A 26,393-nucleotide genomic window follows, 5' to 3' on the forward strand; every position below is an offset into this window, starting at 1 on the left:
ACTGTGAGATTAACAGTGATTCACCTGCAGGAGTGAGGAGGCCGTCCGGGGATGTTGGAGCGGGGGTGCGGCAGGGCCGGACCGGGAAACGCCGGTGTTTGCAGGCAAGAAGGGGCGTGGTTTCTCCGGGAGCCGTCCGCCCCACTTGATATAACGTTTAGGTAGAGGTAGAGTGCATTTTGAGTATTCGGGTTAGAGTCGCCGGATTCTGGAGGGCGGGTAAAATAGGGGGCTGTGATGGAGGATTTATTGGAAGATGCGGGGGGTTGTTCGCATCCGGGTGGTCTGCGGGCGGTAACGGCGCGGGAGTTCCGGTGTCTGAGGTGCGAGGTTCGGATGGATCTCGAGGGGGTACGGGAGTGGGTACGGGCGGCCGAGCGGGCGCGGGATGAGGTTTATCCTCTGCTTGAGGTCGACCGGGAGTTTGGGGAGATCTTGTTGGACGAGCGGCAGCGGGAGGTTTACCGGCGGCGCAGGATTCTGTACGAGGTACAGGAGGCGACGCGGCGGGTGGCGGGCGAGCGTCCGGAGATGATCCTGGTCACCTACGACGCTGCTGGGGACCGCTACGAGTGCCGCCTCTTCTACAAGCAGGCCGGGGCGGTACGGGGGCTGGAGAGGTTTTCTGTGGCGGCCCGGCTGGAGGACGTGCTGGAGTTCGGCTCGCACGCGGACCCCAACGTGCGGCTGGCTTCGGAGAAGATCGGGGAGTTCCACGCCCTCCGGCTCCGGAGGGCGGAGGAGGGGGAGATAGCACCCTCCCGCCGCGTGTTTTACGCCAGCGAGCTGTAGACCGGGATTACGCTGGGGGATAGAATATCCTCTGGCGGTCGTCGCTCTGGAAAGGCCGGTGAACCGATGAGCAGCAACAACTTCATAATGCTGGTCTTCTTGATCCTGCTGATGCTGTTCCTGCTAATGTCCGTGGGGCCCCTGATCGCCCTCTAGAGCGAAGCTCCCGAGCGGCGTATAGACCGGCCCTCCGGGTTTCAGGACGCTCCGCATCAGATCGAACCCCTCTACCCGGAAGCGCCGCTCGGGGATGCTGATCGCTTCCGGATCGAAGGAGACCGGCCGGCCCGCGGGCCGGCCCAGCGTTATGTGGGCCCGGTACTCCCGCTGCTCGCGCTCCAGCCCGGTCCGCCGGTGCAGCGTCTCATCTAGGTCGGCGGCGAGGGCGGCGAGGGGGCCGGCCCCCTCAGAGATGCCGGCCCACACCACCCGCGCCCGGCGCGGTGCGGGGAAGGCTCCCAGGCCCGAGACCGCGGCCTCGAACGGCGCGTGGCGGCGGCGAACTTCCTCCAGAGCGGCAGCGACCTCCTCCAGAGAGCCCTCCGGAACCTCACCTAGGAACTTGAGCGTCAGGTGGAGGTTCTCCGGCTTCGTCCAGCGCACCCTGCCCCGGTGGGGGAGCTCCCGTACCGCCTGCCGCAGGAACTCGCGCAGCTTTTGCGGCAGCGCGACGGCGACGAAGAGCCTCACCCGCGTCCCCGGGCGGCGCGGTTGGCTATGAGGGCGGCCATCGCTCCGGCTCCAACTCCGTTGTCCACGTTCACTACGGCCAGGCCCGGCGAGCAGGTCTGCAGCATGCTGAGTACCGCAGCGGTCCCGTCGCCGCCGAGACCATATCCGGTAGAGGTGGGAAGCCCTACGACCGGCACGTCCACGAGCCCGGCGACCACGCTGGGCAGCGCACCCTCCATCCCGGCGGCGACGACCACGCAATCGGGATCGAAGCTCCTCAACTCCCGCAGGGGGACGCCGAGCCGGTGGATGCCGGCCACCCCGACGTCGTAGAAGCCGCGTACCTCACACCCCATCTGCTCCATCACGGCCGCGGCCTCTTCAGCCACCGGTATGTCCGAGGTCCCGGCCGTCAACAGCCCCACGCGGCCGCCGGTGCGCTCCGGCTCCCCGGCGCCGATCACCAGCGCGCGCCCGGCCCGCTGCGCCGGAACCCCGGGGAGATGCTCCCGGATCGCCGCCTCGTGCCCGGAGTCCGCGCCGCTCACGAGCGCCCTCCTCCCGCCGGAGGAAACGAGCGCCGCGCAGATCCGGGCCACCTGCTCCGGGGTCTTGCCGGGAGCATAGACGACCTCCGGCACGCCCTTGCGGCGCTCCCTCCCGGTATCCAGAGCCGCGAACTCGTCCAGATAGCGTACCTCCCCAGAAGAGAGGCGGCGCTCCGCCTCCCCGGGCGAGATCGCCCCGGCAGCCACGGCGGTCAGGATCTTGCGCAGCTCTTCCATGCTCCGGAGGCGAGTTTAGCATCTCGCGCGAGCGGCGCTCTAGCGGTTCAGCAGCCGGGCCAGAAAACCCCGGCTGCGCAGCTCCTCCAGCTCGCCACGGGCCTCCTTCAGCTCCTGCTCAATGTCCGCTATGTGCTCGATGCGCTCCATGAGCATCAGCCGCTCCTCGGCCGCCGCCCGCAGCTCCATCATCTCCTCCGTGAGCCTGCGCCGCTCGACGGTGCTCTCGCGCAACTCCCTCTGCAGCCGTACGCTCCGCTCTCGCGCCTCCTGAAGCCGGGCCCGCAGATGTCCGATCTCCTCCCGCGCCCGCGCTAGCTCTAAACCCAATACCGCTACCCCCACCCGTGCCCGTACCTCCTCCAGCCGTACCCGGCCCCCGGCATCCGCCAGCTCACGGACCTCCTCCTCCGGAACGCCCAAAAACCGCGCCGCCTCACTTACCGAAATAGTCTCCTCACCCATGCCCGAAAGGATAGCTCATCTCTAACGGATTTGATCGAGATCAATGAAAATAACAATCAGTGTCAGTAAGTTGCTGGGAGAGGCGAGACGAGGAGGCGAGATGGAGCGCGTAGTGATTCTGGTCGGCACTGAGACGGGCACTGCGGAGGATGTGGCGGGTGAGATGGCGGAGGCTCTGGAGGGGGCCGGGGTGGGTGTTGAGGTGGTGGACATGGAGGATGTCGGGCCGGGGGTTTTCGGCGGCGGCCGGGCTGTGATCGTGTGCACGGCGACGCACGGTGATGGGGAGTTGCCGGAGAACTCTGTGGGGTTATACGAGCAACTGGTGGAGGAGCGGCCCGATCTCGGCGGCGTGGCGTTCGCTGTTTGCGGGCTCGGCGACAGCGCGTATCCGGACTTCTGTGCGGCGGGCCGGATCTGGAGCCGCACTCTGGGCGAGCTTGGGGCCGAGGAGGTTATCCGGCGGTACGAGATAGACGGCTGGCCTGAGGAGGAGGATGTAGAGGGGGCTCGCGAGTGGGCCGGGCGGGCGGTGGAGAGGTTCCGCGAGCTCGTGCGGGGCCGCGGCTAGAGAGCATCTCCGGGTACCCCGCTCTGTATTCCTACCGCGCGGCGCGCGGGTGTACACCACGCGCGTTCCCGGAATACCTCCCCTCCGGCCGGTATAATCCCCGCATGGTCGGCATTCTGGAGCGGGCACGGCTTGCGGCGGCGATACTCGCTGCGCGGGCGGCGCGGCACGCGAGCCGTGCTCTGAGGACCGGGGGGGGATCCACGGTCCCCGGCGTGGTCGCGCGGCGGGTGGATCCCGGCGTGCTCGCCAGGCTCTCCGGGATGCTGCCTGAAGGAGCGGTCGCCATCACGGGCACCAACGGCAAGACCACCACCACCCGGATGGTGAGCAGGATACTCTCTGCGGCCGGGATCCGGGCCATGAACAACTCCACCGGGGCGAATCTCGCTACCGGTGTGACGGCGGCGCTCGTCTCGGACTCCGGCCTCTCTGGCCGGCCGCGTTCGGAGATGGGGCTCTTCGAGGTGGACGAGGCCAGCGTTCCCGAGGTCGTGAGGGAGGCGAAGCCGCACACGCTGGCGGTTCTCAATCTGTTCCGGGACCAGCTCGACCGCTACGGCGAGCTCTCCCATACGGGGCGGGTGATCTCCTCGGCCTTCAGCTCGCTGCCGCCGGAGGGCCGGGTTGTACTGAACGCCGACGACCCGCTCGTGGCGAGCCTCGGGTACACCTTCCCGGGCACGCTGTACTTCGGGGTCGAGGAGCCCGCGCTGGACACCGGCGTGCTGCAGCACATCGCCGATTCCCGGAACTGTCCGGTCTGCGGGGCGCCGTTGCGGTACGGAGCCGTCTACTTCGGGCACGTGGGTCTCTACGACTGCGAGAGCTGCGCCTTCTCGCGTCCGGAGCCGCAGTTCGCGGCCCGGGAGGTGAGGCTGGACGGCCCGCGCGGTTCGGACTTCACGCTCGTCACGCCGGAGGGGGAGCACCGGGTGCGGGTGAACCTGCCCGGGCTGTACAACGTCTACAACGCGCTCGCGGCGGCGGCGGTCTCCCTGAGCGCCGGCGTGAAGCCCGGGCGCGTGATGGAGGGCATCCGGGGTTTCGGCGGCGCTTTCGGACGCGTCGAGCGCGTGAGGGCCGGGGACCGGGAGGTCTTCCTGCTGCTCATCAAGAACCCGGTAGGGTTCAACGAGATCTTGCGCACCTTCCTCGCCGGCGGGGAGGCACAGAACGTGCTCATCGCCATCAACGACAACCACGCCGACGGCCGCGACGTCTCCTGGCTGTGGGACGTGGACTTCGAGATGCTCGGCGGGATCCGGGCAGACATAACCACCAGCGGCATCCGGGCTGAGGACATGACCGTGCGCCTGAAGTACGCGGAGATACCCGTGCGGGAGACCGTGCCCGACCGCCGCACGGCGCTGGAGCGCGCGCTCCGGCGGACGCCCCCAGGCGGCACGCTCTACGTGCTGCCGACCTACACGGCGATGCTGGAGATCCGGCGCGTTCTCAGCGACCTGGGGTACACGCACCCGTTCTGGGAGGACAGATGAAGCTCACGATCCATCACCTCTACGCGAACATGATGAACCTCTACGGGGACCGGGGGAACGTCATCTCCATCAAGAAGCGCTGCGAGTGGCGCGGCATCGCCGTGGAGGTGGTGGACGTGGACCTGGGGGAGAAGATAAGGCCGACCGGCTGCGACATCTTCCTCTTCGGCGGCGGGCAGGACCGGGAGCAGGCGCTGCTGGTGGAGGATCTCTCGGGGTCCAAGGGTGCGGACCTGCGGGCCATTGCGGACGACGGCGGCGTGATCCTGGGCGTCTGCGGCGGCTACCAGCTCATGGGCCACTCCTACGAGACGCCGGAGGGTGACCGGCTCTCCGGGGTGGGCATCTTCGACCTCCGCACGGAGCCGCGCAAGCCGCACGAGGAGCGCCTGATCGGGAACGTGATCGTCCGGGTCGGGCTGCCGGACGGCTCCGAGCGCGAGCTGGTCGGGTTCGAGAACCACGGCGGGCGCACCCGGCTTGGGGACGTGGAGCCGCTGGGGTACGTCGTGCTCGGGCACGGCAACAACGGCGAGGACGGCACGGAGGGCGCCCGCCGGGACAACTGCTACGGCACCTACCTGCACGGCTCGCTGCTGCCCAAGAACCCCTGGTTTACGGACCTTTTGATCGAGAGCGCAATCCGCCGGGTGGACGACTCCTTCAAGCTGGAGCCGCTGGACGACTCCGCAGAGCAGGCGGCGTTCGCCGCGGCGGTGGAGCGCGCCCGCGGGCGGCGGTGAGGCTAAAGTCCCGGAGGATTTCTGCCGAAAAATGTTCGTCGACCGCCGGAGTTCCCTGCACGGAAAGGAAGGTTCATTGCATAGAGTATGGGGAGCGTTGCTGGCCGGGATAGCCCTCGCCTTCGGGCTTGCGGTGCTGCTGGCCCCCGCAGCGCCTGCAGAGGGCCAGTCCGGCGTCCGGGTCTGCGGCTCGGGCTACGGGCACGGTGTGGGGATGAGCCAGTGGGGGGCTCTGGGCCGGGCGCAGGCCGGGCAGGGCTACGCCCTGATCATCCGCTCCTACTACGCGGGGACACAGGTACGCCGGCTTCCGGACGATCCCGTGGTGCGGGTGCTGCTGGGCTCCGGCTCCACCCAGGACGTGACGGTGCGCCCGGGGCGCGAGGGGCGTCTCATCAACCGGGCCACGGGGGGGCAGGTGAGCCTGGAGCCCGGCACCTACCGGGTCCGCTACCTCCCCGACCGGAACCTCTACCGGGTCGTGAACGTCTCCGCCGGACGCGCGGTGGGGAGCTACCGGGGGCCGCTGGTCTTCCAGCCCGCCTCCGGCGGACCGCTGGGGTACGGAAGCCGCGACTACCGCGGGGCTCTGCTGATACAGCGCTCCGGCTCCGAGCTGCGGACGGTGAACCGGCTCCGGATCGAGGCCTACATCCGGGGCGTGGTCCCGCTGGAGATGCCACCCTCCTGGCATCAGGCCGCGCTGCGCGCTCAGGCGGTCGCCGCCCGGTCCTTCGCGCGCGCCTCGCTGAAGAGTGGGCCCTACGATCTCACGACCGGCTCCATGGTCTACGGGGGAGCCTCGGCCGAGACTCCGGCCACCAACCGGGCCGTCTCCGCCACCGCCCGGGTCTATGCGCTCTACGACGGACGGCCGATCACGGCCTTCTTCTCGGCGGCGAACGGGGGATACAGCGAGGACTCCCGCTACGTCTTCAACGCCGTACCCTACCTGAAAGCGATCCGGGACGTCGACGCCGCCGGGCGGCCCTTCGAGCGGCGGGCAAACTCGCCCTGGATGCGCTGGAGCGGGACGCTGAGCGGCGCGGGCCTCGGGATCGGGACCGTGACCGAGGCGCGGGTTCTGGAGCGCACTCCCTCGGGACGGGCGATGCGGGTGCGCGTTACCGGAACCGAGGGATCGAGGGAGATCTCCGGCCAGTATGCCATTCGCGACAATCTGCGCACCACCGGCATCCGGCTGGCGGACGGCTCCACCCGCCCGGGCGGACCGCTGCCCGCCGCCCGGATCTGGTTCGGAGACGCCTGCTAGAGACCGGGCCGCCGGTACGAGTGGCAGCGCTCGATCTGCAGCCGGATAAGCCGCCTGCGCTCCGCCTCTTCCACCCGGAGGCGCTCGCGCTCCAGAACCAGCCGGTCCGGCCCGCTCGGTCGGTGCGCCCGCCCGCGGCGGCCCTTGCCCTCCTCTCTGCTGCCGGTCATTCCGGAGACTCCTCGCAAAAAGTATATCATGTTGCTAGGTGGGGGCGGATCTTCCGGCGCGCTCTCGCAGCATGCTGGCCGGGAAGAAGAAGAGCGCGGGCCAGAGCAGGAAGAGCCCGACCGTGGTAATCAGCAGGACGATCCCCAGGCCGGCTATCATCAGGGTCGAGAGGGTGGCCGTAGCCGGCCGCCGGGCCGCGGTTGCGAGCGAGACGCGGAGGGTGTCGCGCAGGCTGAGGCCCTCTCCGACCATGGCCGGGTAGAGGAAGGGGGAGATCAGGGCGAAGGCGAAGAGGAGTCCGAGCGTCAGGGAGAAGGGGAGCGACCAGAGGAGTCCGCTCTGGAGGGCGTAGAACCTGAGGTTGAAGAGGAGGATGGCGAGGATGACCGCGAGCGGCAGGAAGAGGGCCCATGCCCGGAAGAAGTACCGCCGCCCCGTTGCGAAGAAGTCTCGCGGGCCGAAGTCCTGGGATCTCATGGCGTGCGTGGCGGCTCCGGCTCCGGCCGCCAGCGCCGGGGGCAGGAGGATGACCGAGAGGGAGAGGAAGGAGCCCAGAAGGCCGGCCCAGAGCACGGTTCCCAGCCGGTCCCAGATGCGGGAGAGGGCGAAGATCATGTCCGAGTCGCGCCAGTCCACGTTTTCCAGTTTACCCGGGAGAGCGGTGCGGTGAGCGTGCGCCCGGCCCGGCCGGGGGATGCGGAGGCCATCTGCGCCCTCTCCGGCGAGCTCGCGCGGGTGCTGGGCGACGAGCCGCCGGAATTCGCGGAGGTCGGTAGGACGCTCCGGAGGCTGCTGGATGAGGGCAGGGCCCGGGTGCTCGTGGCCGAGGGCGAGGGAGGAGAGGTATTGGGCGCCGCGAGCGTGTGGGTAAAGCCCGACCTTGCGCACGGAGGGGTGGTTGTGGAGGTGCCGATGCTCGTCGTGGCGCGCGGTGCCCGCGGGCGGGGAATCGGGAAGCTCCTGATGTCCGAGGTTCAGGGCATCGGCGCGGAGGAGGGAGCCAGGGCCATAGAGCTCGCGGTGGCTGCGGACAACGAGCCTGCCCGCAACTTCTACCGGTCTTTAGGATTCATAGAGACGGGGCACATCCTGATGGAGTTCCTAGGAGACCTGGAGAATCCCCCGCACCCCGATGAAGAGTAGCGTGGCCACGGCGGCCGCGTTCAGGGCGGCCATGGCGAAGGGGATCTCGCGCACCTTCCAGAGCCCCACCGCCACCAGCAGCCCGCCGAAGTAGGCGGCGGCCGGAAGCTGCAGGGGCGGTATCCAGGAGAGCGTCAGGAAGAACCCGAGCGGGTAGACCAGCGTGCGCCAGGTAGCGGTGAAGCCGTACCGCCCGCCCGGCGTCCCGAGGCGGCACAGTCCGGCGAGGAAGGCCGAGCCCGGCCCGGTCAGGAGCAGGATCAGGAGCGCGGGCAGCCACCCGTGCAGAAGAAGCCACAGCACCGCCGCCGCGACGCTGCAGAAGCCCAGGAACATCGCCGGGGCCCGGATGTCCGGGATGCGGGGCAGGACCTCGAAGAAGTGCGCCGGGTGGGCGACGAGACGCCCCAGCAGGCGGGCGAAGCTGGAGAACGGCCGGGATACGTCCCACTCGCTCGGGCCGCCCCGGATCGTGTCCCGTGTGTATCCCCGCTTCGCCACGACCCCAGTATATACGGGTGCCGGGCGGGCCGCCGCGACTGTCAGGAGCGGGCGTATCCGTTACAATCAGGAAGGTTGCACGCGCATCGGTCGAGAAGAGAGGTTCGCAGGAAGATATGGCATCTGAGAACGGTTTCGGAGCCCGTGGAGAGCTGAAGACCGGCGAGGAGAGGTACCGGATCTACCGCCTCGAGCGGCTGGAGGAGGCGGGGGTGGGGGACGTCTTCTCCTTGCCGTACTCGATCAGGATCCTGCTGGAGTCGCTTCTGCGGAGCTGCGGTGGCAAGTTCGTGAGCGAGGAGGACGTTGAGGCGCTGGCGAACTGGCCGGAGTCGGTCGGACGGGAGCTGCCCTTCTTGCCGGCGCGCGTGATCATGCAGGATTTCACCGGGGTTCCGGCGGTCGTGGACCTGGCGGCGATGCGCTCGGCGATGAGCCGGGTCGGGGGAGATCCGGAGAAGATCAACCCCCTCATCCCCGCCGACCTGGTCATAGACCACTCGGTGCAGGTGGACATGTTCGGCTCGGAGTACGCCCTGATGTACAATGCCGAGCGGGAGTTCGAGCGCAACCGGGAGCGGTACGAGTTTCTGCGCTGGGGGCAGAACGCCTTCGACAACTTCTCCGTCGTGCCGCCGGCGACCGGGATCGTGCACCAGGTGAACCTGGAGTACCTGGCGAAGGTCGTGCAGGTGCGCGACGGGGTGGCCTTCCCGGATACGCTGGTCGGCACCGACAGCCACACGACCATGATCAACGGCCTCGGCGTGCTCGGCTGGGGCGTGGGCGGCATCGAGGCCGAGGCGGCGCTGCTCGGGCAGCCGTACTACATGCTCGTACCGGAGGTGATCGGGTTCAAGCTGACCGGCGCGCTGCCGGAGGGTGCGACCGCGACCGACCTCGTGCTGACCGTCACCCAGATGCTGCGGGCGCACGGGGTTGTCGGGAAGTTCGTGGAGTTCTATGGCGAGGGTCTCTCCAAGCTGCCACTGCCCGACCGCGCCACGATAGCGAACATGGCGCCCGAGTACGGCGCAACGGCCAGCTTCTTCCCGGTGGACGTCGAGACGCTGCGCTACCTGCGCGGCACCGGGCGCGAGGAGGAGCTGGTGCGGCTCGTGGAGGCCTACAGCAAGGAGCAGGGCCTCTTCCGCACCGACGAGACGCCGGACCCGCGCTTCTCCGAGACGCTGGAGCTGGATATGAGCACGGTGGAGCCGTCGCTGGCCGGGCCGCGCCGGCCGCAAGACCGGGTGGCGCTCACGGACATGAAGTCCGGCTTCCGCCGGGCCCTGGCCGAGACCTTCGGGAAGGAGATCCCGCCCTACATGTACGACGAGGAGGACTGGGAGTCGTTCCCGGCGAGCGATCCTCCGGCGGCCATGGCGGGCGTCACGGGCGAGGGGGCTCCGAACCACGATGCCCTCCGGCGGGACGAGCCCTCCGGCGAAGAGCGGGAGATCCCGGCGGCCGAGGCGAGGGTCGAGCTGGACGGAGAGGAGGTAGTGCTGCGGCACGGCTCGGTGGTGATCGCGGCCATAACCAGCTGCACCAACACCTCCAACCCGTCGGTTATGGTCGGGGCGGGGCTTCTGGCGAAGAAGGCCGTCGAGCAGGGCCTTGCGGTCAAGCCGCACGTCAAGACCAGCATGGCTCCGGGGTCGAAGGTGGTCACGGAGTACCTGCAGACCTCCGATCTCTTGCCGTACCTGGAGGAACTGCGCTTCAACGTGGTCGGCTACGGCTGCACCACCTGCATCGGCAACTCCGGCCCGCTGCCGGAGGAGATCTCCGAGGCCGTCGAGGCGAACGACCTGGTCGTGGCGGCGGTCCTCTCCGGCAACCGGAACTTCGAGGGCCGCATAAACCCCGACGTGCGGGCCAACTACCTGGCCTCGCCGCCGCTGGTGGTGGCCTACGCCCTCGCGGGCCGGGTGGACATAGACTTCGAGACCGAGCCTCTCGGGGAGGACGCGGCCGGAAACCCGGTCTACCTGCGGGACATCTGGCCCTCTCAGGCCGAGGTCAGGGCCGAGATAGACCGGGCGCTCGACCCGAACCTCTTCCGCAAGCAGTACGCGAACGTCTACACCGGCAACGAGCAGTGGAACGAGGTCGAGGTGCCGGAGGGCATCCTGTATGAGTGGGACCCTGACTCCACCTACGTCCGGGAGCCGGCCTTCTTCAAGGATCTCGGCCCCGAGCCCGAACCGCTGCAGGACATCCGCGGGGCGCGGGCGCTCGTCTGGGTCGGCGACTCGACCACGACCGACCACATCTCGCCCGCGGGCGCGATCCCGAAGAACAGCCCGGCCGGGCAGTACCTCATCAGCAAGGGCGTCGAGCCCCGGGAGTTCAACTCCTACGGCTCGCGGCGCGGCAACCACGAGGTTATGGTGCGCGGCACCTTCGCCAACATCCGGCTCCGCAACCGGCTCGTGGAGCGCGAGGGCGGCTACACCCGCCACTTGCCGGACGGCGAGGAGATGACCGTGTACGAGGCCGCTATGAAGTACCGGGAGGAGGGCACGCCGCTGGTGGTGCTCGCGGGCAAGGAGTACGGCACCGGCTCCTCGCGCGACTGGGCCGCCAAGGGCACCTTCCTGCTCGGCGTGAAGGCCGTGCTCGCCGAGAGCTACGAGCGTATTCACCGCTCCAACCTCATCGGGATGGGCGTGCTGCCGCTGCAGTTCGCCGACGGCGAGAACGCCGACTCTCTGGGACTCACCGGCCGCGAGACCTTCGATATCGAGGGGATCGCGGGCGAGGTGGAGCCGGGGCAGGACGTGAAGGTCACCGCCCGCACCGAAGACGGCGAGGAGAAGACCTTCACCGTCACGGCCCGCATAGACTCGCCCGTGGAAGCCGGGTACCTGCGCAACGGCGGCATCCTGCAGACCGTGCTGCGCCAGCTCCTCAGGGAGAGCGCGTAGGGCGGGCAGAGAACGAGGCGAAGCCTCTCCGGGGAGCACCGCGCGGCGCTCCCCTCTCGCTTTTCTGGCGTGAGAACCGCGCCGGTGATCCCCGTGCACGGGCTCTCGAAGAATATTTCTGCACTAATATCCTCATATATCGCTGGTGCGGTCGCTGCTCTCTAGAAGACCCTCTTTGTAGGGTTTACTGCCTTCTAGTTCCCAAATTCTAAGTTTTCTGGACGAAAGAAGCGGGAACAAGTGAAGGCTTCCAGAATGGAGCCTTTCTACCCCGTAGCGATGCCAGCTGCATCAAATACAACTTGTGGGTATTCAAAATATGGTATACCATATACGCATAGATGTTCTGAGAGCCATTGAGAGAACACGAATAGGGGTGAGTGCATGGCGCGTGCGGATCGCTGGGGTCAGATAGTACCGAGAAAGAGGAACCCGGACAGGGTGGTTCACTACAGGCTTCCCACCGAGGTAGTGTTCGGGGCGGGTACCGTCGCGCAGTTGGGTTCACGCCTGGTGGAGATGGGGTTAAGCCGCCCGCTCGTGGTAACCGACCGGGGGGTTCGGGACGCCGGTATCGTGGAGAAGGTGCTGGCGTCCCTAGAGGGGTCTGGTATGCGAGCGGCCGTATTCGATGGGGTGGAGTCGGACCCCACAACGCGGGTGGTGGAGGGGATCCGGGACCGGCTGCGCGAGGAGGGGTGCGACTCGGTGGTGGGCGTGGGCGGGGGGAGCCCGATGGACGCCGCCAAGGCGGCCGCCGCGCTCGCCACCAATCCCGGGTCTCCCCTGGAGTACGTCGGCCGGGACAAGGTAAGGAGCGATCCGCTGCCGACCGTGGCGGTGCCCACGACGGCCGGCACGGGCAGCGAGGTCACCATGTTCAGCGTGCTGATCGACTCCGACTCGGGGAGCAAGGTATCCATCGGGGATACGCGCATCATGCCCCGGCTGGCGCTGCTGGACCCGGAGCTGACGCTGGGCCTGCCGGAGCACCTCACGGCGGTTACGGGGATAGACGCTCTCAGCCACGCGGTGGAGTCCTATGGCAGCGTGTGGAGCCATCCCATAGCCGAGGGGCTGGCACTGCGCGCGATCGAGCTGGTCGGAGAGTGCCTGCGGCCGGCGGTGGCGGCCGGGAGCAACCGGGCGGCCCGGCGGGGCATGCTGATGGCGAGCCTGGTGTCGGAGCTGGCGGCAAACTCCACCCGGCTCGGCATCGCCCACGCGCTGGCCATCCCGGTCGGCGCCAGGCACCACGTGCCGCACGGGATGGCCGTTGCGTTGTTGCTGCCTCACGTCGTGGCGTTCAACGAAGCCGCGGACCCCGACCGCTACGCCCGTATCGCCCGGGCGCTCGGGGCCGCCGAGGGCGAGGGAGCGGGCCGGGCTATGGAGCGGCTGAACTACGACATAGGCATCAAGGACCGGCTGTCAGGCTGGGGGGTGGGGGAGGACGACCTGCCCGGGCTGGCGGAGCTGGCGATGAAGAGCGACAACGTCCAGGCGAACCCCCGGGTGGCGGGGGAGGAGGAGCTGGTGGCGGTCCTCAAGGCTGCGCTGTGAGGGCTATGCGCCGGACGAGCACGAAGGGAGATGACCGATGAGAGCAGCTTGTAAGTATGTCCTGTTGGTTGCGGCTGCCGTTCTGACGGCGGCGACGCTTGCCGCGTGCGGGGCGGCGGGAGAGGAGGAGCAGACGCTGGAGCTGGGCCACGTGTGGCCCGAGGACGACTACCAGGCCGAGGGGGTGGCGAGGTTCGCCGAAGAGGTGGAGGAGCTTACCGGCGGCAGCGTTACCGTGAACATCTCCCCGGCCGGCCAGCTAGGTGGGGACCGGGAGATCCTGGAGGGGCTCGAGCTCGGCACCAACGACATGTGGGTCGGAGGGGCCGGAGTGTACAATGCCATAACGCCCGTGGGTCAGCTGTTCCCGGCGCCGTTCATGTTCGATGACCTGGACGCCGCGGCGGAGACCTACGACGGTGAGATCGGCGAGGAGATCAAGCAGCGCATCGAGGAGGACACGGACACCGTGGCCCTGGCCTTCTGGGACCGCGGACCACGCCACCTGACCCTGAACTCCGCGGCCGAGCAGCCGGAAGACCTCGCGGGTAAGAGGATCCGGGTGCCGGAGAACCCCATCTTCATCGAGACGTGGCGGGCGCTCGGGGCTAGCCCCACGCCGATGGAGTTCCCGGAGGTCTTCACCGCCCTGCAGCAGGGTACGATCGACGGGCAGGAGAACCCCCTCGCCCTGACCCACTCATCCGGGTTCTACGACGTACAGTCGCACCTGATGCTTACCGGGCACGTGATCGAGCCCATCGCCGTGGCCATCAGCGCCGGGGCGTGGGAGGGTCTCAGCGAGGAGCAGCAGGACGCGCTCGTGGAGGCGGCCAACGGCGCGGCGAAGGAAGAGGTGGCGCAGATTACCCGGGATCAGGAGGAGGAATTCCGCCGGCTGCTCGAAGAAGAGGGCATGACGGTGATCGAGCCCGACCGGGAGGCCTACCGCGAGGCGACCGAGGGGATCGTCGAGGAGAACTTCCCCGAGATCAGCGACCTGTATAACCGCATCGTAGAGCAGCGGTGAGCACCGGGGGGGAGAGTAGGGGCGGTAACCCCGCCGGGGTGAGCGGCGTGGAGGTCTCCGCGGCGACCGGAGACTCCGGCCTCCTCACCCTGCCGCGGGGCCGGATCGACCGCTTCCTGAGCGTGTTGGTGATCGGGTTGCTCGCCGCGATCTTCGTTACGCTCCTCTCCCAGGTGGTCATGCGCTACGTCTTCGCCTCTCCCCTGGCCTGGTCGGAGGAGCTGGCCCGCTACCTCTTCGTGTGGCTGACCTTCCTGGGAGCCGCCCTGGCCTACCGCCTCGGGGCCCACATCGCCGTGGACCTCCTGGCCGAGTACCTGGAGCGGCGCGCGGGGGCGCGGGCGGGCCAGGTCCTGGCCCTGGCGATCCAGGCCGTGGTGGTCGCCTTCCTGGCGGCGCTGCTGGTCGGCGGGGTGGGTCTGGTGCGCGGGACCACCCACCAGGTCACGCCGGGCCTCGGCATCTCCATGTCCTGGGTCTACCTGGCCATCCCGGTCGGCAGCGCCATCATGATCCTGAGCGCCGCCGGGAAGGCGTTCGCGGCCTGGAGGCAGCGCCGGAGCGGAGCAAGCGGATGATAGAGGGCCTGCTGCTCCTGGGGGTGCTCCTGCTGCTGGTCCTGGTCGGGGTGCCGGTGGCCTTCGCCTTCGGGCTCGCCGCGCTGCTGGTGGTGCTGTTCGTGCTCGAGTTGCCGCTGGTGATCATCGCCCAGCAGGCCGGCACCGGGGCCGACTCGTTTACCCTGCTGGCCATACCGCTCTTCCTGCTGGCCGGGGCGCTGATGAACGCCGGCGGGATCACGCGCCGCCTGGTCCGCTTCGCCAACGTCATCGTGGGGTGGGTGACCGGCGGCCTGGGGCTGGTGAACGTGGGGGTGAGCATCTTCTTCGCCGGCATCTCGGGCTCGGCGGTGGCCGACACCTCGGCGGTGGGCAAGGCCATGATCCCCGGCATGGCGCAGCAGGGCTACCCCCGCTCTTTCGCCGCGGCGGTCACGGCCGCCTCATCGGTGGTCGGGCCCATAATTCCGCCCAGCATCCCCATCGTGGTGTATGCGGTCGCCTCCGGGCTGCCCATAGGCACGCTCTTTCTGGCGGGCATCGGGCCGGGGCTCTTCTTCGGGGCGGTGCTCCTGACGCTCACCTACCTCATCTCGCGGCGGCGGGGCTTCCCGCGCCAGCCGCGCATATCTCTGAAGGTGGCGGTGAAGTCCTTCCTGGACGCCGTCGGGGCGCTGGTGATGCCCCTGATCATCGTGCTGGGGGTGGTGGGCGGCGTCTTTACGGTCACGGAGGCGGCCGCGGCGGCCGCGTTCTACGCCCTGGTCCTCTCGACGCTCGTGTACCGGGAGCTGAAGCTGCGGGACCTGCCCCGGGTGCTGCTGGAGGCCGGGCTCTCCTCGGCGGTGATCATGTTCATCATAGCGGTGGCCAGCCTCTTCGGATGGGTGCTGGTCCGCTCGGGGTTCCCCCGGCTGCTGGGCGACTTCCTCTCCGGCGAGGCTTTCAACCTGATCCTCGTCCTGGCGATGATCAACGTCATGCTCCTGGTCTTCGGGCTCTTCGTGGAGGGGAACGCGGCCATAATCATCTTCACGCCGCTCCTTCTACCGACCGTGACGGCGCTCGGGGTCGATCCCCTGCACTTCGGGATAATCATGGTCTTCAACCTGATGCTCGGCCTCATAACCCCGCCGGTCGGGATGTGCCTGTTCGTGGCCTCGGAGATCGCGGGGGTCTCGGTGGCGAAGCTGAGCTGGGCCCTGGCTCCCTTCCTCGTGGCCGGCATCCTCACCCTGCTCGTCATAACCTACCGGCCGCCGCTGACGCTCTACCTGCCCTCGCTCCTGTAGAACCCCAGGACGCGCAGGATGTTGCCGCCCAGGACCAGCGCCCGGTACATGGCCAGCCGGACGTGCATCATGAAGAACGGGGTGTCGCTGCCAAAGCACACGCGGCCGGCGCCGACTTGCTCGATGGCTTCCAGGACGGCGTTCTCCGGGATGGCGCTCCCGATGATGGTTACGTTTCGGTGCCGGGTTGCGATCTCGATCGCGGCCCGGGAGAGCGGAGGCAGGGCGGCGCCGCCCATGTGGACCATCAGGAACTCGACCTCCGGGAACCTCCCGGCGAGGTTGCCCAGGCCGTAGGGGTGGGTGTTCTCGTAGGAGTCCGCGCCTACGTGGAAGGCGAGGGGCTTGCCGTACTCCGCGGCCCGCTCGATGCAGGGCGGCTTGGGGGCGTCTTCTCGGACGAGCGCGAGGTATGGGGCGATGAAGTACTATTCTTCGTCGGAAACGTCGCTTGGGCATGGTTTTCGAGTAGTCATGCCCAAACACTAACGCTCCCAAGCTATAAAGTTCATTACATTCTTTAGGAGAATAGGCTTGCCGCCTTTCCCCGCTGGCAGACTGCGAACTTACGCTCAGGGGCTTGGGACGATTCGCAGGGGCAGCTTGCGACCCGTCCCGATGGGTCACGCCTTCTCGCCACTAAGATAGGATAGCCACTGGATCGCCTACAAACGCTCAATTTTCTTTAGAGCATTAGCCAGTTCGTAGTCGGGATCCGGAAAGCGGATAATCCAGTAACCTTCGAATCTCTTCCGCGATTCCTCCGCTGCCTCGGAGAAGTCGATCCCGGCTTCCTTCAACTTTTTGGCCTCCGTTTCGTGAAGCGACGAGGTGAAGACCCTCGGCTGCAACCTTCGAACGTTATAGTTGAGGTACGTGAACAGGATGAAAAAGACTGACGCCAAAAGCTTCTCGGCTTCTTTATGGTCGCTCTCGCGAGCCCAGAGTGCCCCCTCGGCGGAGCGTTCTAGCGGTCTGGTGTTAAAGTTGATGCTCACCCCGAACGTCCTTTCGGTAGTGCCCATCTCAACGAAGGTGTCGGCCAGAACCTCCAACGCTTCCATGTCTCCCGCTTCTATCGCGGCCCCTCCGAAGGGCCGGAGGCCGTCCACCAGGTAGTAGATGCTCTCAGCGGGGCCCAATCTTCCCAGTAGGGAGTCCGTGGCGTCCCTCACGAAGGTACAGACTTCTCGCTCGACCCAGACGCTATCGGTGCGCTTCTGTGGGAACTGGTACTCGAAGAAGCCGGGCTTTCTTTCCTTGAGCCGGGATTTCTGCTCCCGCACGTACCATTGCAGGAAATAACTCAGGTGGTTCATGCTCAGGTGCAGACTCGTGTAGTCGGTAGAGAGCGCCAGGTTGTTGAGGGATTCTCCGAGACCGCGGACGGCCAGGGAGACGGTGTTGCGGTCTCCGCGTTTGACTCCCTCTACCGCCCTGGAGAAGACAAAACCGGAAAACTCTGCCGGGCTGATCCGCGCGAACCACACCGCGGCGAACCTCGCCAGCGCCATGAAGGTCAGTATCACGGGTCCCACAGTCCCTGCGGCCCACTCTTGGGTTGACCGGCTCGCGGTCTGACCACTCAAATCCAGCCACCCCAGGAGGAAAATACAGAGGGCGGGCACCTCGAAGAGTAGGGCCACAACGAACATGAATCCCGGACTGTTCACAACCAGCGCACCGGCCCTTCCGGTGTAGGCGGTGGCCTGCTGCTGGATGATGAGCACTATCACGCCGAAGGCTATCGTCACGGGGATGGCGGCGAACTGTGCCAGGGAGGACAGGAAGGTCGAGATTGCCTCGGGGTTATTGGAGAGGAAGGTCCAGCCAGAGAGCTTCTGTGTTATTACGACCAACCCCAGAGAGGCCAGAACGAGTAGCGAGGACTTGATCAGAGCACGGACCATGCGTCATAGCCCCTCGGCTGTTTCGGCCTTCCGGTGCGCCATCGACTCTTTGAAACTATCCCTTCCTAACGGTTGCCCCGCCTGATCCGCCGCACTTTGACAGAAGACGTTTTTTACTCGTTTGCAGCCAACTCTTCCGTGATCAAGACTTCCTCGCCGAGCATGTCGGTGATCTTGACGGCAACCGTAACAGGGCCGCCAGAGTCGGGGGCGGGAAGCTCGTAGGAGCCTTTGACTAGGTCGTTCTTGCTCTCGGGGACGTCGTAGAGGGCAACATCCAGCGCTTCGCCATCGTAGTCGGGGTCGATCATTACGGAGTCGACCATCGCGCGCCAGTCGGTGATCCTGGCCTTGAACAGCGAAGTGTCACCGGCGTCCATGCCGAGCCGCTCTACAATGGTCGGGCTGATGAAGTCTTCGATCTCGACGCGGATCTTGCCGTCGGCCCGGTCCACTCTCACGTCGGCCTGGGCGGGCTGGTGGACGAAGAACTTGCCGTATTGCTGATCCGTGCGGAGCTCTATGACCCGGATCTTATTGGCGAACTCCATGGGACGGTTCATCTTATCGAGCTTGACGATACCCCGGTGCTTGTTCCACTCCTCCAGCCAGTGATCGGCCTGCAGCTCCTTGCCGACGCAGACGAGCAGGATGCCACGCGTCTCCTCTCCCCCGCGGGCTTCGAGCTCGCGCCGGACCTCTTCGAGGTCCATGATACCGAGCGGGTGGTCGAAGGGGACGATCTTGACCAGTTCCTGCTTGCTGCCGGTGCCAAGCGTGCCGTCGAAGAAGCCGTCGGTCTTGGTGCGGTCTATGCCGATGTGCTCGCACGCCAGGTTGGCGGCCTCATTGTGCTGAATCGCCAGGTCGTAGTCGTTGACCCGATAGACGGAGAAGGACGTTTGAGCGGGAACAGGTAGCTCATCTTCCATATCCTCAAAACCATATTGCTCGGGAGCCTTTGCGCGTTCAACCTGGATTGCAATGGTCTTCTGCAAACGCCTGGAGGTCGTCTGAATAGCACCTTTATTGATGTCGCAACCGATCCAGCGACGGCCCAGTTCCTGTGCTGCTATAGCGGTGGTTCCGCTACCGATGAAGCAGTCGAGCACCAGATCGCCTGGATTGGAGAACCCCTGGACAATGCGAGCGAGCAGTGCCCGCGGCTTCTCCGTAGGGTACTCGACGCCACCTTTCATGCGCCCAACCGCAGTCCAGATGGACTGTAGGACCTGGCCTTCCCGTTCGTCCAGGTAGCTGACGCGGCATCTCGCTGCTCCCTTCTCAGGGTTTCTCAAGAACAGCTCTCCCCGTTCCAGAGCCGCTTCCATGCCTTCAAGATCATACGGCCATACACGCTTGTTAGAGGGACGAGCTCCCCGCCAAGTGAATCGGCGGGTAGGGTCATTGCCTTTGTATGTGCAGTCGTCGAGTTTGAAGCGTCGGCCCTGTCCTTCAAGTTCCGGTTTGTAAGGGACCCTATCGCCGTTCTCTAACTCTGTGAGGCTGTATTCCTTGAGCGCCGCTTCGGACAGAGGTTCGGCAACCTCTTGCCAGTTATACGTTACTTTCTCACCCTTGCTGTACCAGAGCAGCGTGTCGTGAATCCGCCCGACCCTACCCTTAGCGTCGTTGTGGGGGTCGGTCCTCTGCCAGATTACTTCGTTCTGCAAAGCTTCTTGCCCAAAAACCTCGTCCATCAGGCAACGTAGCTGATGGCTCTTGTGCCAATCGCAATGCAGCCAGATACTGCCGTCGTTTGCAAGAAGCTCCTTCAAGAGAATTAACCGCTCGTACATAAACTGGAGATAGTTATCGTTGGTCCAGATGTCCGTGTACTGGATCTGCTCTCCGAGCGAAAGGCTCTCTCCTTCGAGCGTTGCCTCCTTAGCAGTGCCTCTTAGCTGAACCTGACGAACATAATCCGCAGCTGAATCGAAAGGCGGGTCTATGTAGATGAGGTTGACCTTGTCGCGGAAGCCGCTCGTCAACAGGTTGGCGAGGACCTCTTTGTTGTCGCCATAGAAGAGCAGGCCACCTTTTGGGTACTGAGCCGGCCAATCTTCCCAGCGGTCGTCCTCCGACTCTGTGGGCGCGCCGTTCGCGTGGTAGGTCTCCATGAGTTGCGCGGGGAAGGCGTTGACCCTGGAGAGGGCGCGCTTGCCGACCCAACTGAGCATGGGGCGGCCCTTGACCGGGCCTATCTTCGCCGTGACACTCGCCTTGTCCTTCGTAGTCATACGGGGCTACCTACCTTCCGTGAACTCGCGGGCGCGCTTCATCTTAGAGCGCACCAGATCGCCCGCCGGGGCGAAGATGATCTCGTACTCGATCTTGCCGGGCTGCAGGTCCTCCAGGCTCTTGACAGCCAGGGCCTTGCGCCCCTCGTCACTGGTGGCCGCGCCGCGCGCCATCTCCTCGGTGACGGTCTTCTCGTACTGCTCGCTCTTTATCTCGACGATCAGGCATCGTCCCGAGCCTTCCGGCTCGCCCTCCTCGGGCTTGAGCCGGATGATGAAGTCGGGGGTGTAGCGCCGGTTCTTGTTCGCCGCGTCCCTCCACTCGACGAAGAAATCCGTCTTCTTGGGATCGGTGATGGCCCCGGTGAAGTAAATGTCTTCGACAAGATCCGGCTTCAGGTTCAGATGTTCGAGCATCTGAGTAAAGAAGGAGCGCTCGGGTACGGAGTCGAAGTTGTAGGGGTGGTAGTGGAACCCGAAGCCATGCGGGTTCTCCGAGTCGGGCAGCAAGTTGAGTATGAGGTGCTCCCTGTCCTCGGCGTAGGAGATAGAGGTTGCGTACTCGCCGTTCTTCTCGTCCAGCCAGCCCTCCGGCTTGACGATCTCGATGGTGAGGGCAACCGTCTCCTCCCCTTCCTCGTAGCGGCAGGTCTGCTCCTCGATCTGTGCCGCCACTGCGGGCAGGTGATCGGCGGGCATCTCACCCTCGGGGTAGAGTCTGGAGAGCAGGCGCCGGGTCTTCAAGGCGTCTAGGCGGTAGGTAGACGCGAGCGACGTAGCCGCCTTATAAAGGTCGGTGGTCTCGCCGGCGACGTCTAAGGGGATGTCATCCACGGCGCGCAGCACGCTCTTGGTGCCGGCCCGTTCGCCGACGCTGTATGTGGTCCGTAGCATCGCCTCTGCGGAGCCGTCGTCCTCGGGCCTCTTCAGCATCAGGCCGTCCGTGATGGAGCCGTTCTCGGAATCGAGCCTGCGGATGACGCGGCGCGTGAAGGTAACGATCAGGGGAGGTGGAGGCGCAGCAGGGTCCTTGAGGTGCAGGACGGCGGTCTTCTTTTTCTTCTCGGATTTGGTGAGGTTCCCGAGCGTTTCGCCGTAGGTCTCCTGGAGCTGCTTGTCCAGGGTGGCGCGGTTCTCATCGGAGATGTAGACGCGAGCACGCACGTTGTTGCCCGGCACCTGCCGCAGGCAGCGGCTCGCGGCCTGCAAGACAAAATTGTTAGAGGTCTTGAGCTTGCGGGCGAGGGCGCAGGCGAAGAGGCTAGGGCAGTTCCAGCCCTCAGTTCCCTTGTTTACCAGCAGGATCACGCGGTGGGGAGAATCCGGGTCGTTGAGGCGGTTGAAGGCGTCGATCTCCTCCTGGCTGGAGTCTGAGGTGTTCCGCAGGACCACGGCAGGACCCAGGCCGATCTCCGAGAGGGTGGCTTCGACGACGGGCCGGAGCTCTTCGAGGTCGTTAGTCTGGGGGAAGTAGATCGCCAGCTTCGCTGGCGCGCCGTCGGGCAGGGCCACGTCCCTGTAACCGTCGAAGAAATCCAGAACTACGTCGCGCACGAACTCGCTGGTCGCCGCGGCGTCGAAGCGGTAGGAAAGGATACTATCCTCCACCTCTTTGAGGATGCCCTCGGCTATGCCCTCGGCGAGGCCGTACCAGATCACCACGTCCTTGAGGACCTGCTTCTTGTAGTAGGGAGTGCCGGTGGTGTTGACGACGCAGACGAGCCGGGTCTTGTCCGCCAAGTAATCTACCGTCTGGCGCACCCTTTTCAGGCTCTTCTCCACGTCCTGTCCGTAGGTGTGGTGCGCCTCGTCGGAGAAGATCGCCAAATGAGGCAAACTCGCTATGGTCTGGAGGCGACGGTTGGCGATTTCCTCGGCCCGCTGCTCCTCGGTCTGCATCTGGAGCTGCGTCCAGCCTTTCTTCTTGCGCACGGGCTGCTTCTGGATGCGGATCTTCTCCGTGTTGGTGACGACCACGTTGAAGGAGGAGCCCCGCACCACAGGCACATCCGGGTCGCCGTCGCGGGTGAAGGCCAGCTTGAAGGACGCCGCGAAGCGTTTGTAGAAGCGCGGCGGCAGGATCTCGTCGTAAGGAACCTCGGCGAGCTCGCGGAGGGAGCCGATGATAGTCTTGCCGGGCGCGAAGACGAGGGCGTTCTCCACAAACTCGCCGTCCGGGTACTCGATAGCCATAGCGAACTCGGTGGCAAAGATCGCGCCAATGAGGATCGTTTTGCCCGCCCCCATTGCGAGCGCGAAGATGTAGCTGGGGTAGTCGAGGGTGAGGGTCTCGCGCAGGGAGTCCAGGCCATGCTCGCGCACCAGCTCGTCGTCGGTCCTGACGCGCTCCAGCAGACCGTCCAATCCTTCGTCGAGGATGATGTCCTGCAGGGCAGCACTGGTCAGTCCCAGCGCGTTGCGGCGCGAGCTGATGGAGGGGAACATCTGTGCGTAGAGGTCCGAGATGTGTGGGGTCTTCTCTATCAGCCGCAGGTACCAGTAGGTTTCGAGAGCGCGCCGTTGCGGCTCTCTAAGGAAGCGCAAAGTATCTACCAGCGCGCCGTCGGATACCTCTTCTGTTTGCACCTGGTACTCTAGGATTTCAGTGATGGCCGGGTATTCATTGCACGGATAGCCAACTTCGCGCCACTCCCTTACCTTCGCCCCAAGCATCTGATGCAGGTGATCCATACGCCCTCTTCTTAGACTATCCCTAATCACCAGCCCGCTGACCTACTACTAATAGAAGACAAGATATGCCTCCCACCTTCGGCCCAAGCTGATCCTTCATTGTCCTACATCTTGCTCCGTCCGACAAAGCCCTAGATCAAGCTTTGGCCCTCTCCCTGCTCTGTCTTGGGGGTCAGCGCGCCGAATGTCTCTCGCAGGGCCGGGTACAGGCCGGTGTAGGCCGCGTACGCGCGGTCGTAGATCTCCCGGACGGCGGTCTCTCCGGTCGGTTCGATCTTCTCTGCCGCGGGCGGCCCGGCTTCCCGGACCGCGCTCCAGGGGTCGTCGTGGACTCCGGCCCCGACCGCAGCCAGCAGCGCCGCGCCCCGGCAGGCGGACTCCACGTCCTCGGCCCGCCGGTAGACCCGGCCCGTTATGTCGGCCTTGAGCTGCGCCCAGAACCGGCTGCGGGCCCCGCCGCCCACGAGCAGCACTTCGTCTATCTTCGAGCCGCTGTGCCGCTCCTCGATCTCCATGATCTGCCGGATGCCATACCCGGCGGACTCGAAGACGGCCCGGATGAGGTCGCTGCGGCCGGTGGCGGTGGACATCCCTACCCAGGCTCCCCGGGCGTCGGGGTCCCATACCGGCGTCCGCTCCCCGAGCAGGTAAGGGAGGAAGACCACACCCCCCGCCCCCGGCTCCGACCTCCCGGCCTCGGCCTCCAACTCTGCGTAGCTCCGGGCCGGGGCTTCCTCGCAGAACACGGCCTCTCTCAGCCAGCGGGTCGCGGCTCCGGTGGCCGACATGGCCCCGTGGGAGAGCCACCGCCCCGCCAGCACGTGGCTCCGGTTCATGAAGAGCCGGTTCTGCGGGGGCTCGGACCGGCAGACGGTCAGCACGCCGGAGGTCCCGGAGGACTCGAAGACCGCTCCGTCCTCGACGCACCCGACGCCGTACGCCGAGCAGGCGGTGTCCGCCGCTCCCGCGACCACCGGCACGCGGGACAGCCCCAGCTCGGAGGCTGCCTCTCCCGAGAGGTCCCCGACCGGCTGCCAGGGAGCGACTACCTCGGGCAGGACCTCCTCGGGCACTTCCAGGGCCTCCAGCGCCTCGCGCGACCACTCGTGCGGCGCTCCGGTGCGCACGAGCCCGGTGTAGGAGGCGTTGGTCCAGTCTATTACCCACCGGCCCGTCAGCCGGCCGGCGAGGTAGGAGTTGAGGTGGCCGACCCGCACCCTGCCCGGTGGCCGGGAAGCCTCGTCCAGCAGGTGGCGCATGGCCGCGGCGGAGCACAGGGAAGAGGTCAGCCGGTTGCCCGTCAGGCGCCAGAACCCCTCCTCCCCTACCCGGTGGCGGACCTCGTTCAGGTACGCCCTCGCCCGGGTGTCCGGGTAGGTTAGCGCTCCGGAGAGGGGGCGCAGGTCCTCTCCCACGAGCACGACTGTGGGGCTGGCTACTGAGAAGGAGATCCCGGCGACCCTCGGGCCCGCGGCGGGATCCGCCACCACCCGGCGAACGACGGATACTACCCTGTCCCACACCCGGTGCAGGTCCAGCTCCTGCAGTCCCGGCCGGGGGCTGCGGGGGGTGAGCGCCGCGCTGCGCCGGCCACGACAGGTTCCCGTCGCGGTAAACAGGCCGGCCTTCACACCGCTCGTCCCGACGTCGACGGCCAGGTAGAGCCCTTCGCCGCCCCGCGCCGGCTTCACGGGATGAGGGCTACCTTCAACCCTTCGCCACCGGCGGCCTTCGAGATCGCCTCGGCGGTCCGCTCCAGGGGGAAGCGGTCCGTGAGCATCGGCCGCACGTCGATCCTGCCCGACTCGATGAGCTTCAGGGCGGTCTCGAAGTCTGAGCGGCGGGCCGCTGTGGTGCCCGTGACCTTCAGCTCGTTGTAGTGGATGAGGTTCGCCTCCACCTCCGTCCACCCCTTGCCGGAGAGCCCGGCGAAGATGTTTATGTAGCCGCCCTTGCGCGTCATGTGCAGCGCGTCGTTCACTAGCCGGGGCAGCCCGATGCAGATGATGGTCGAGTCTACGCCCAGTCCTCCCGTGGTCTCGGAGACGGCCGCGGCCAGGTCCTCGGTCAGGGGGTCCACCACGACGTGAGCGCCGAGCCGGGCGGCAAACTCCCGCCGGAACTCCGAGGGCTCGCTCACGATCACGCTCCGGGCCCCCGCCAGGAGGGCCAGCTGGAGGTGGAAGAGACCTATGGGGCCTGCGCCCAGGATGAGCACCGTACCGTCGAGCCGGATGCCCGAGCTGCGGTGACCGTTGACGCAGCAGCTCAGAGGCTCGGCCAGGGCGAGGTACGCGGGGTCCACCTCCTCCTCGACGCGGAACAGGTTGCCGGCTTCGAGCGCCACGGCGGGGATACGCACGTACTCGCTCATGCCGCCGTCGAACTCGTAGCCCATCGCCTGCCGGTTCTGGCAGGCGTTCTCCAGCCCGTTGCGGCAGTAGAAGCACCGGCGGCAGGGGATCACCGGGGCCATGGCCACCAGATCTCCGACCTCGAAGCCCTCTACCCGGCTTCCGACCTCGGCCACCCGGCCGGCGAACTCGTGGCCCAGGATGGAGGGCTTCCTGACGCCCCGGGTCTTCTCCCCCCGCAGGATGCGGCCGTCCGTGCCGCACAGGGTGTTGGCTCCCACCTTGAGGAGCACCTCGTCCGGGCCAATCGCCGGGACGCCGACCTCCCGGACCTCCAGCTCGCCCGGGCCGTTGAACACCGCCGCGATCATCGTCCCTCCCCGTTTGCGTGTTCCAGAGCTTCCTCGACTCCCCGGTCCTGGTGGACCATGAGCCCGAGCGCCTCGACCACCCGGTCCGGGCGGGGGTGCTGCCACACGAAGCGCCCGTAGGTGAAGCCGGCCGCCCCGGCGGCCAGAGCGTCGGCGGTCATCCGGAAGTAGTCGCGCAACTCCCGGCCCGGGGAGCCCCCGGCCAGCACGACGCGGGCGGGGTGGGCCGCCCGGACCACCTCGGCGAAGCTCTCGGCGCTGCCGGTGTACTCGGTCTTGACCACGTCGACGCCGACCTCCGCTCCCGCGCGAACGGCGTACTGCATGTTCTGCACGGACTTGCGGTCCCCCTCCAGCTTATCGCCCCGCGGGTAGATGTGTGCGGCCAGGGGGAGCCCTGCCGCTTCCGCTTCTCTGGCGATGGAGGAGAGGTGGGTCAGCTGCTGGGCCTGGTCTTCTCCGCCGACCAGCATGCCCACCGAGATGGCGTCGGCTCCCAGCCGCAGGGCCTCTTCCACCGTGGCGGTCGGGGTGTCGAAGGTGGAGTGGAAGGGCGAATAGGAGGTGGCCTTGACGATCAGGGAGATCCCGGCCGCCGCGTACTCCGGGGCGAACAGCCGGGAGGCGATGCCCTTCTGGAGGGTCATGGCGTCGGGGCGGCCCGCGGCCACCGCGGCGACGGCCGCCTTGATGTCCACCAGCCCGGGCAACACGCCGCGGGCGATGGCGTGGTCCAGGGTGATCGCCAGTAGCCGCCCCGACTCCCGGTTGAACAGCCGGCTCAAGCGTATTTCCTTGCCGAGATACATGCGCTGCTTCCTCTCTATCGGT

Annotated in this window: 24 protein-coding genes; 11 read left to right on the forward strand and 13 right to left on the reverse strand. The window is 66.7% G+C overall.

Features of this window, described 5'->3' with window-relative positions; translation table 11 throughout:
• Nucleotides 1-336 precede the first annotated feature (336 nt).
• Complete coding sequence (locus E0L93_RS00310) at nucleotides 337-792, forward strand: hypothetical protein (protein WP_132687123.1); 456 nt, start codon at nucleotides 337-339, stop codon at nucleotides 790-792.
• 123 nt (nucleotides 793-915) lie between these two features.
• Here the strand turns inward: E0L93_RS00310 and thpR are convergent, their stop codons facing one another.
• From thpR to E0L93_RS00325, 3 genes are read right to left on the reverse strand one after another with little or no spacing between them, the layout of a single operon-like run.
• Complete coding sequence (gene thpR, locus E0L93_RS00315; RefSeq protein WP_165874050.1) at nucleotides 916-1,482, reverse strand: RNA 2',3'-cyclic phosphodiesterase; 567 nt, start codon at nucleotides 1,480-1,482, stop codon at nucleotides 916-918.
• A complete protein-coding gene (gene larB, locus E0L93_RS00320) occupies nucleotides 1,479-2,249 on the reverse strand; it encodes a nickel pincer cofactor biosynthesis protein LarB (protein ID WP_132687126.1) in 771 nt (256 codons plus the stop codon). Before larB ends, thpR begins: the two co-directional genes overlap by 4 nt.
• A 39-nt stretch (nucleotides 2,250-2,288) precedes the next feature.
• Nucleotides 2,289-2,714 carry a hypothetical protein gene (locus E0L93_RS00325; RefSeq protein WP_132687128.1) on the reverse strand — a complete coding sequence of 142 codons (426 nt, stop codon included), beginning with the start codon at nucleotides 2,712-2,714 and terminating at the stop codon, nucleotides 2,289-2,291.
• 100 nt (nucleotides 2,715-2,814) lie between these two features.
• On the opposite strand from E0L93_RS00325, the gene E0L93_RS00330 reads away from it, so the two are divergent.
• The 4 genes from E0L93_RS00330 (at nucleotide 2,815) to E0L93_RS00345 (ending at nucleotide 6,803) form a co-directional block, all read left to right on the forward strand.
• Complete coding sequence (locus E0L93_RS00330) at nucleotides 2,815-3,285, forward strand: flavodoxin domain-containing protein (protein ID WP_165874051.1); 471 nt, start codon at nucleotides 2,815-2,817, stop codon at nucleotides 3,283-3,285.
• A 104-nt stretch (nucleotides 3,286-3,389) separates the two neighbouring features.
• The gene (locus tag E0L93_RS00335; RefSeq protein WP_132687131.1) at nucleotides 3,390-4,787 is read left to right on the forward strand and encodes a Mur ligase family protein; all 1,398 of its coding nucleotides are present in this window, start codon (nucleotides 3,390-3,392) and stop codon (nucleotides 4,785-4,787) included.
• Complete coding sequence (locus tag E0L93_RS00340) at nucleotides 4,784-5,530, forward strand: type 1 glutamine amidotransferase (protein WP_132687133.1); 747 nt, start codon at nucleotides 4,784-4,786, stop codon at nucleotides 5,528-5,530. The genes E0L93_RS00335 and E0L93_RS00340 overlap by 4 nt, the downstream gene beginning before the upstream one ends.
• A gap of 97 nt (nucleotides 5,531-5,627) precedes the next feature.
• Nucleotides 5,628-6,803, forward strand: a complete 1,176-nt coding sequence (locus E0L93_RS00345; RefSeq protein WP_132687135.1) for a SpoIID/LytB domain-containing protein — start codon at nucleotides 5,628-5,630, stop codon at nucleotides 6,801-6,803.
• Here E0L93_RS00345 and E0L93_RS15600 read toward each other — a convergent pair.
• On the reverse strand, nucleotides 6,800-6,973 hold the full coding sequence (locus E0L93_RS15600; RefSeq protein WP_165874052.1) for a hypothetical protein: 174 nt from the start codon (nucleotides 6,971-6,973) through the stop codon (nucleotides 6,800-6,802). The genes E0L93_RS00345 and E0L93_RS15600 overlap by 4 nt on opposite strands.
• Nucleotides 6,974-7,007: 34 nt before the next feature.
• A complete protein-coding gene (locus E0L93_RS15605) occupies nucleotides 7,008-7,610 on the reverse strand; it encodes a hypothetical protein (RefSeq protein WP_165874053.1) in 603 nt (200 codons plus the stop codon).
• A gap of 30 nt (nucleotides 7,611-7,640) precedes the next feature.
• On the opposite strand from E0L93_RS15605, the gene E0L93_RS15610 reads away from it, so the two are divergent.
• Complete coding sequence (locus tag E0L93_RS15610) at nucleotides 7,641-8,117, forward strand: GNAT family N-acetyltransferase (RefSeq protein ID WP_165874054.1); 477 nt, start codon at nucleotides 7,641-7,643, stop codon at nucleotides 8,115-8,117.
• Here the strand turns inward: E0L93_RS15610 and E0L93_RS00355 are convergent.
• Nucleotides 8,076-8,618 carry a hypothetical protein gene (locus tag E0L93_RS00355; protein WP_132687138.1) on the reverse strand — a complete coding sequence of 181 codons (543 nt, stop codon included), beginning with the start codon at nucleotides 8,616-8,618 and terminating at the stop codon, nucleotides 8,076-8,078. The genes E0L93_RS15610 and E0L93_RS00355 overlap by 42 nt on opposite strands.
• Before the next feature lie 116 nt (nucleotides 8,619-8,734).
• On the opposite strand from E0L93_RS00355, the gene E0L93_RS00360 reads away from it, so the two are divergent.
• The 5 genes from E0L93_RS00360 to E0L93_RS00380 all read left to right on the forward strand — a co-directional run bounded on the left by E0L93_RS00360 (nucleotide 8,735) and on the right by E0L93_RS00380 (nucleotide 15,996).
• Nucleotides 8,735-11,551 carry an aconitate hydratase gene (locus E0L93_RS00360; protein WP_132687140.1) on the forward strand — a complete coding sequence of 939 codons (2,817 nt, stop codon included), beginning with the start codon at nucleotides 8,735-8,737 and terminating at the stop codon, nucleotides 11,549-11,551.
• Nucleotides 11,552-11,992: 441 nt separating this feature from the next.
• Nucleotides 11,993-13,114, forward strand: a complete 1,122-nt coding sequence (locus E0L93_RS00365; RefSeq protein WP_165874055.1) for an iron-containing alcohol dehydrogenase family protein — start codon at nucleotides 11,993-11,995, stop codon at nucleotides 13,112-13,114.
• A 64-nt stretch (nucleotides 13,115-13,178) separates the two neighbouring features.
• Entirely contained in the window at nucleotides 13,179-14,144 is a 966-nt protein-coding gene (locus E0L93_RS00370) for a TRAP transporter substrate-binding protein (protein ID WP_165874056.1), read from the forward strand.
• Nucleotides 14,141-14,722, forward strand: coding sequence for a TRAP transporter small permease (locus tag E0L93_RS00375; protein ID WP_132687145.1), 582 nt, complete (start codon nucleotides 14,141-14,143; stop codon nucleotides 14,720-14,722). The genes E0L93_RS00370 and E0L93_RS00375 overlap by 4 nt, the downstream gene beginning before the upstream one ends.
• Nucleotides 14,719-15,996, forward strand: coding sequence for a TRAP transporter large permease (locus E0L93_RS00380; RefSeq protein WP_132687146.1), 1,278 nt, complete (start codon nucleotides 14,719-14,721; stop codon nucleotides 15,994-15,996). Before E0L93_RS00375 ends, E0L93_RS00380 begins: the two co-directional genes overlap by 4 nt.
• Here E0L93_RS00380 and E0L93_RS00385 read toward each other — a convergent pair.
• The 7 genes from E0L93_RS00385 to E0L93_RS00415 all read right to left on the reverse strand — a co-directional run bounded on the left by E0L93_RS00385 (nucleotide 15,975) and on the right by E0L93_RS00415 (nucleotide 26,347).
• Nucleotides 15,975-16,418 (reverse strand): amidohydrolase family protein, encoded by a 444-nt coding sequence (locus tag E0L93_RS00385; RefSeq protein ID WP_132687148.1) that lies wholly within the window; start codon nucleotides 16,416-16,418, stop codon nucleotides 15,975-15,977. The two genes, E0L93_RS00380 and E0L93_RS00385, sit on opposite strands and share 22 nt — an antisense overlap.
• 243 nt (nucleotides 16,419-16,661) lie before the next feature.
• Nucleotides 16,662-17,906, reverse strand: a complete 1,245-nt coding sequence (locus E0L93_RS00390; RefSeq protein ID WP_132687150.1) for a hypothetical protein — start codon at nucleotides 17,904-17,906, stop codon at nucleotides 16,662-16,664.
• A gap of 113 nt (nucleotides 17,907-18,019) precedes the next feature.
• Nucleotides 18,020-20,146 carry a site-specific DNA-methyltransferase gene (locus E0L93_RS00395; RefSeq protein ID WP_132687151.1) on the reverse strand — a complete coding sequence of 709 codons (2,127 nt, stop codon included), beginning with the start codon at nucleotides 20,144-20,146 and terminating at the stop codon, nucleotides 18,020-18,022.
• Between the two features lie 6 nt (nucleotides 20,147-20,152).
• A complete protein-coding gene (locus E0L93_RS00400; RefSeq protein WP_132687153.1) occupies nucleotides 20,153-22,837 on the reverse strand; it encodes a DEAD/DEAH box helicase in 2,685 nt (894 codons plus the stop codon).
• 131 nt (nucleotides 22,838-22,968) lie between these two features.
• Nucleotides 22,969-24,528 carry a xylulokinase gene (locus E0L93_RS00405; protein ID WP_132687155.1) on the reverse strand — a complete coding sequence of 520 codons (1,560 nt, stop codon included), beginning with the start codon at nucleotides 24,526-24,528 and terminating at the stop codon, nucleotides 22,969-22,971.
• Nucleotides 24,525-25,562 carry a zinc-dependent dehydrogenase gene (locus E0L93_RS00410; protein WP_132687156.1) on the reverse strand — a complete coding sequence of 346 codons (1,038 nt, stop codon included), beginning with the start codon at nucleotides 25,560-25,562 and terminating at the stop codon, nucleotides 24,525-24,527. Before E0L93_RS00410 ends, E0L93_RS00405 begins: the two co-directional genes overlap by 4 nt.
• A complete protein-coding gene (locus E0L93_RS00415) occupies nucleotides 25,559-26,347 on the reverse strand; it encodes a class I fructose-bisphosphate aldolase (RefSeq protein ID WP_207890243.1) in 789 nt (262 codons plus the stop codon). The genes E0L93_RS00410 and E0L93_RS00415 overlap by 4 nt, the downstream gene beginning before the upstream one ends.
• Between the last annotated feature and the right edge of the window lie 46 nt (nucleotides 26,348-26,393).

It is taken from the genome of Rubrobacter taiwanensis, from assembly GCF_004337705.1.
Lineage (GTDB): Bacteria > Actinomycetota > Rubrobacteria > Rubrobacterales > Rubrobacteraceae > Rubrobacter_C > Rubrobacter_C taiwanensis.

Bases quoted from the DNA above. Each gene is read 5' to 3' on its own strand.
- E0L93_RS00330 (WP_165874051.1), top strand. From the start codon at position 2,815: ATGGAGCGCGTAGTGATTCTGGTCGGCACTGAGACGGGCACTGCGGAG.
- E0L93_RS00340 (WP_132687133.1), top strand. From the start codon at position 4,784: ATGAAGCTCACGATCCATCACCTCTACGCGAACATGATGAACCTCTAC.
- E0L93_RS00380 (WP_132687146.1), top strand. From the start codon at position 14,719: ATGATAGAGGGCCTGCTGCTCCTGGGGGTGCTCCTGCTGCTGGTCCTG.
- E0L93_RS00310 (WP_132687123.1), top strand. From the start codon at position 337: ATGGATCTCGAGGGGGTACGGGAGTGGGTACGGGCGGCCGAGCGGGCG.
- E0L93_RS00325 (WP_132687128.1), bottom strand. From the start codon at position 2,714: ATGGGTGAGGAGACTATTTCGGTAAGTGAGGCGGCGCGGTTTTTGGGC.
- larB (WP_132687126.1), bottom strand. From the start codon at position 2,249: ATGGAAGAGCTGCGCAAGATCCTGACCGCCGTGGCTGCCGGGGCGATC.
- E0L93_RS15600 (WP_165874052.1), bottom strand. From the start codon at position 6,973: ATGACCGGCAGCAGAGAGGAGGGCAAGGGCCGCCGCGGGCGGGCGCAC.
- E0L93_RS00335 (WP_132687131.1), top strand. From the start codon at position 3,390: ATGGTCGGCATTCTGGAGCGGGCACGGCTTGCGGCGGCGATACTCGCT.
- E0L93_RS00410 (WP_132687156.1), bottom strand. From the start codon at position 25,562: ATGATCGCGGCGGTGTTCAACGGCCCGGGCGAGCTGGAGGTCCGGGAG.
- E0L93_RS00360 (WP_132687140.1), top strand. From the start codon at position 8,735: ATGGCATCTGAGAACGGTTTCGGAGCCCGTGGAGAGCTGAAGACCGGC.
- E0L93_RS00390 (WP_132687150.1), bottom strand. From the start codon at position 17,906: ATGGTCCGTGCTCTGATCAAGTCCTCGCTACTCGTTCTGGCCTCTCTG.
- E0L93_RS00395 (WP_132687151.1), bottom strand. From the start codon at position 20,146: ATGACTACGAAGGACAAGGCGAGTGTCACGGCGAAGATAGGCCCGGTC.
- E0L93_RS00400 (WP_132687153.1), bottom strand. From the start codon at position 22,837: ATGGATCACCTGCATCAGATGCTTGGGGCGAAGGTAAGGGAGTGGCGC.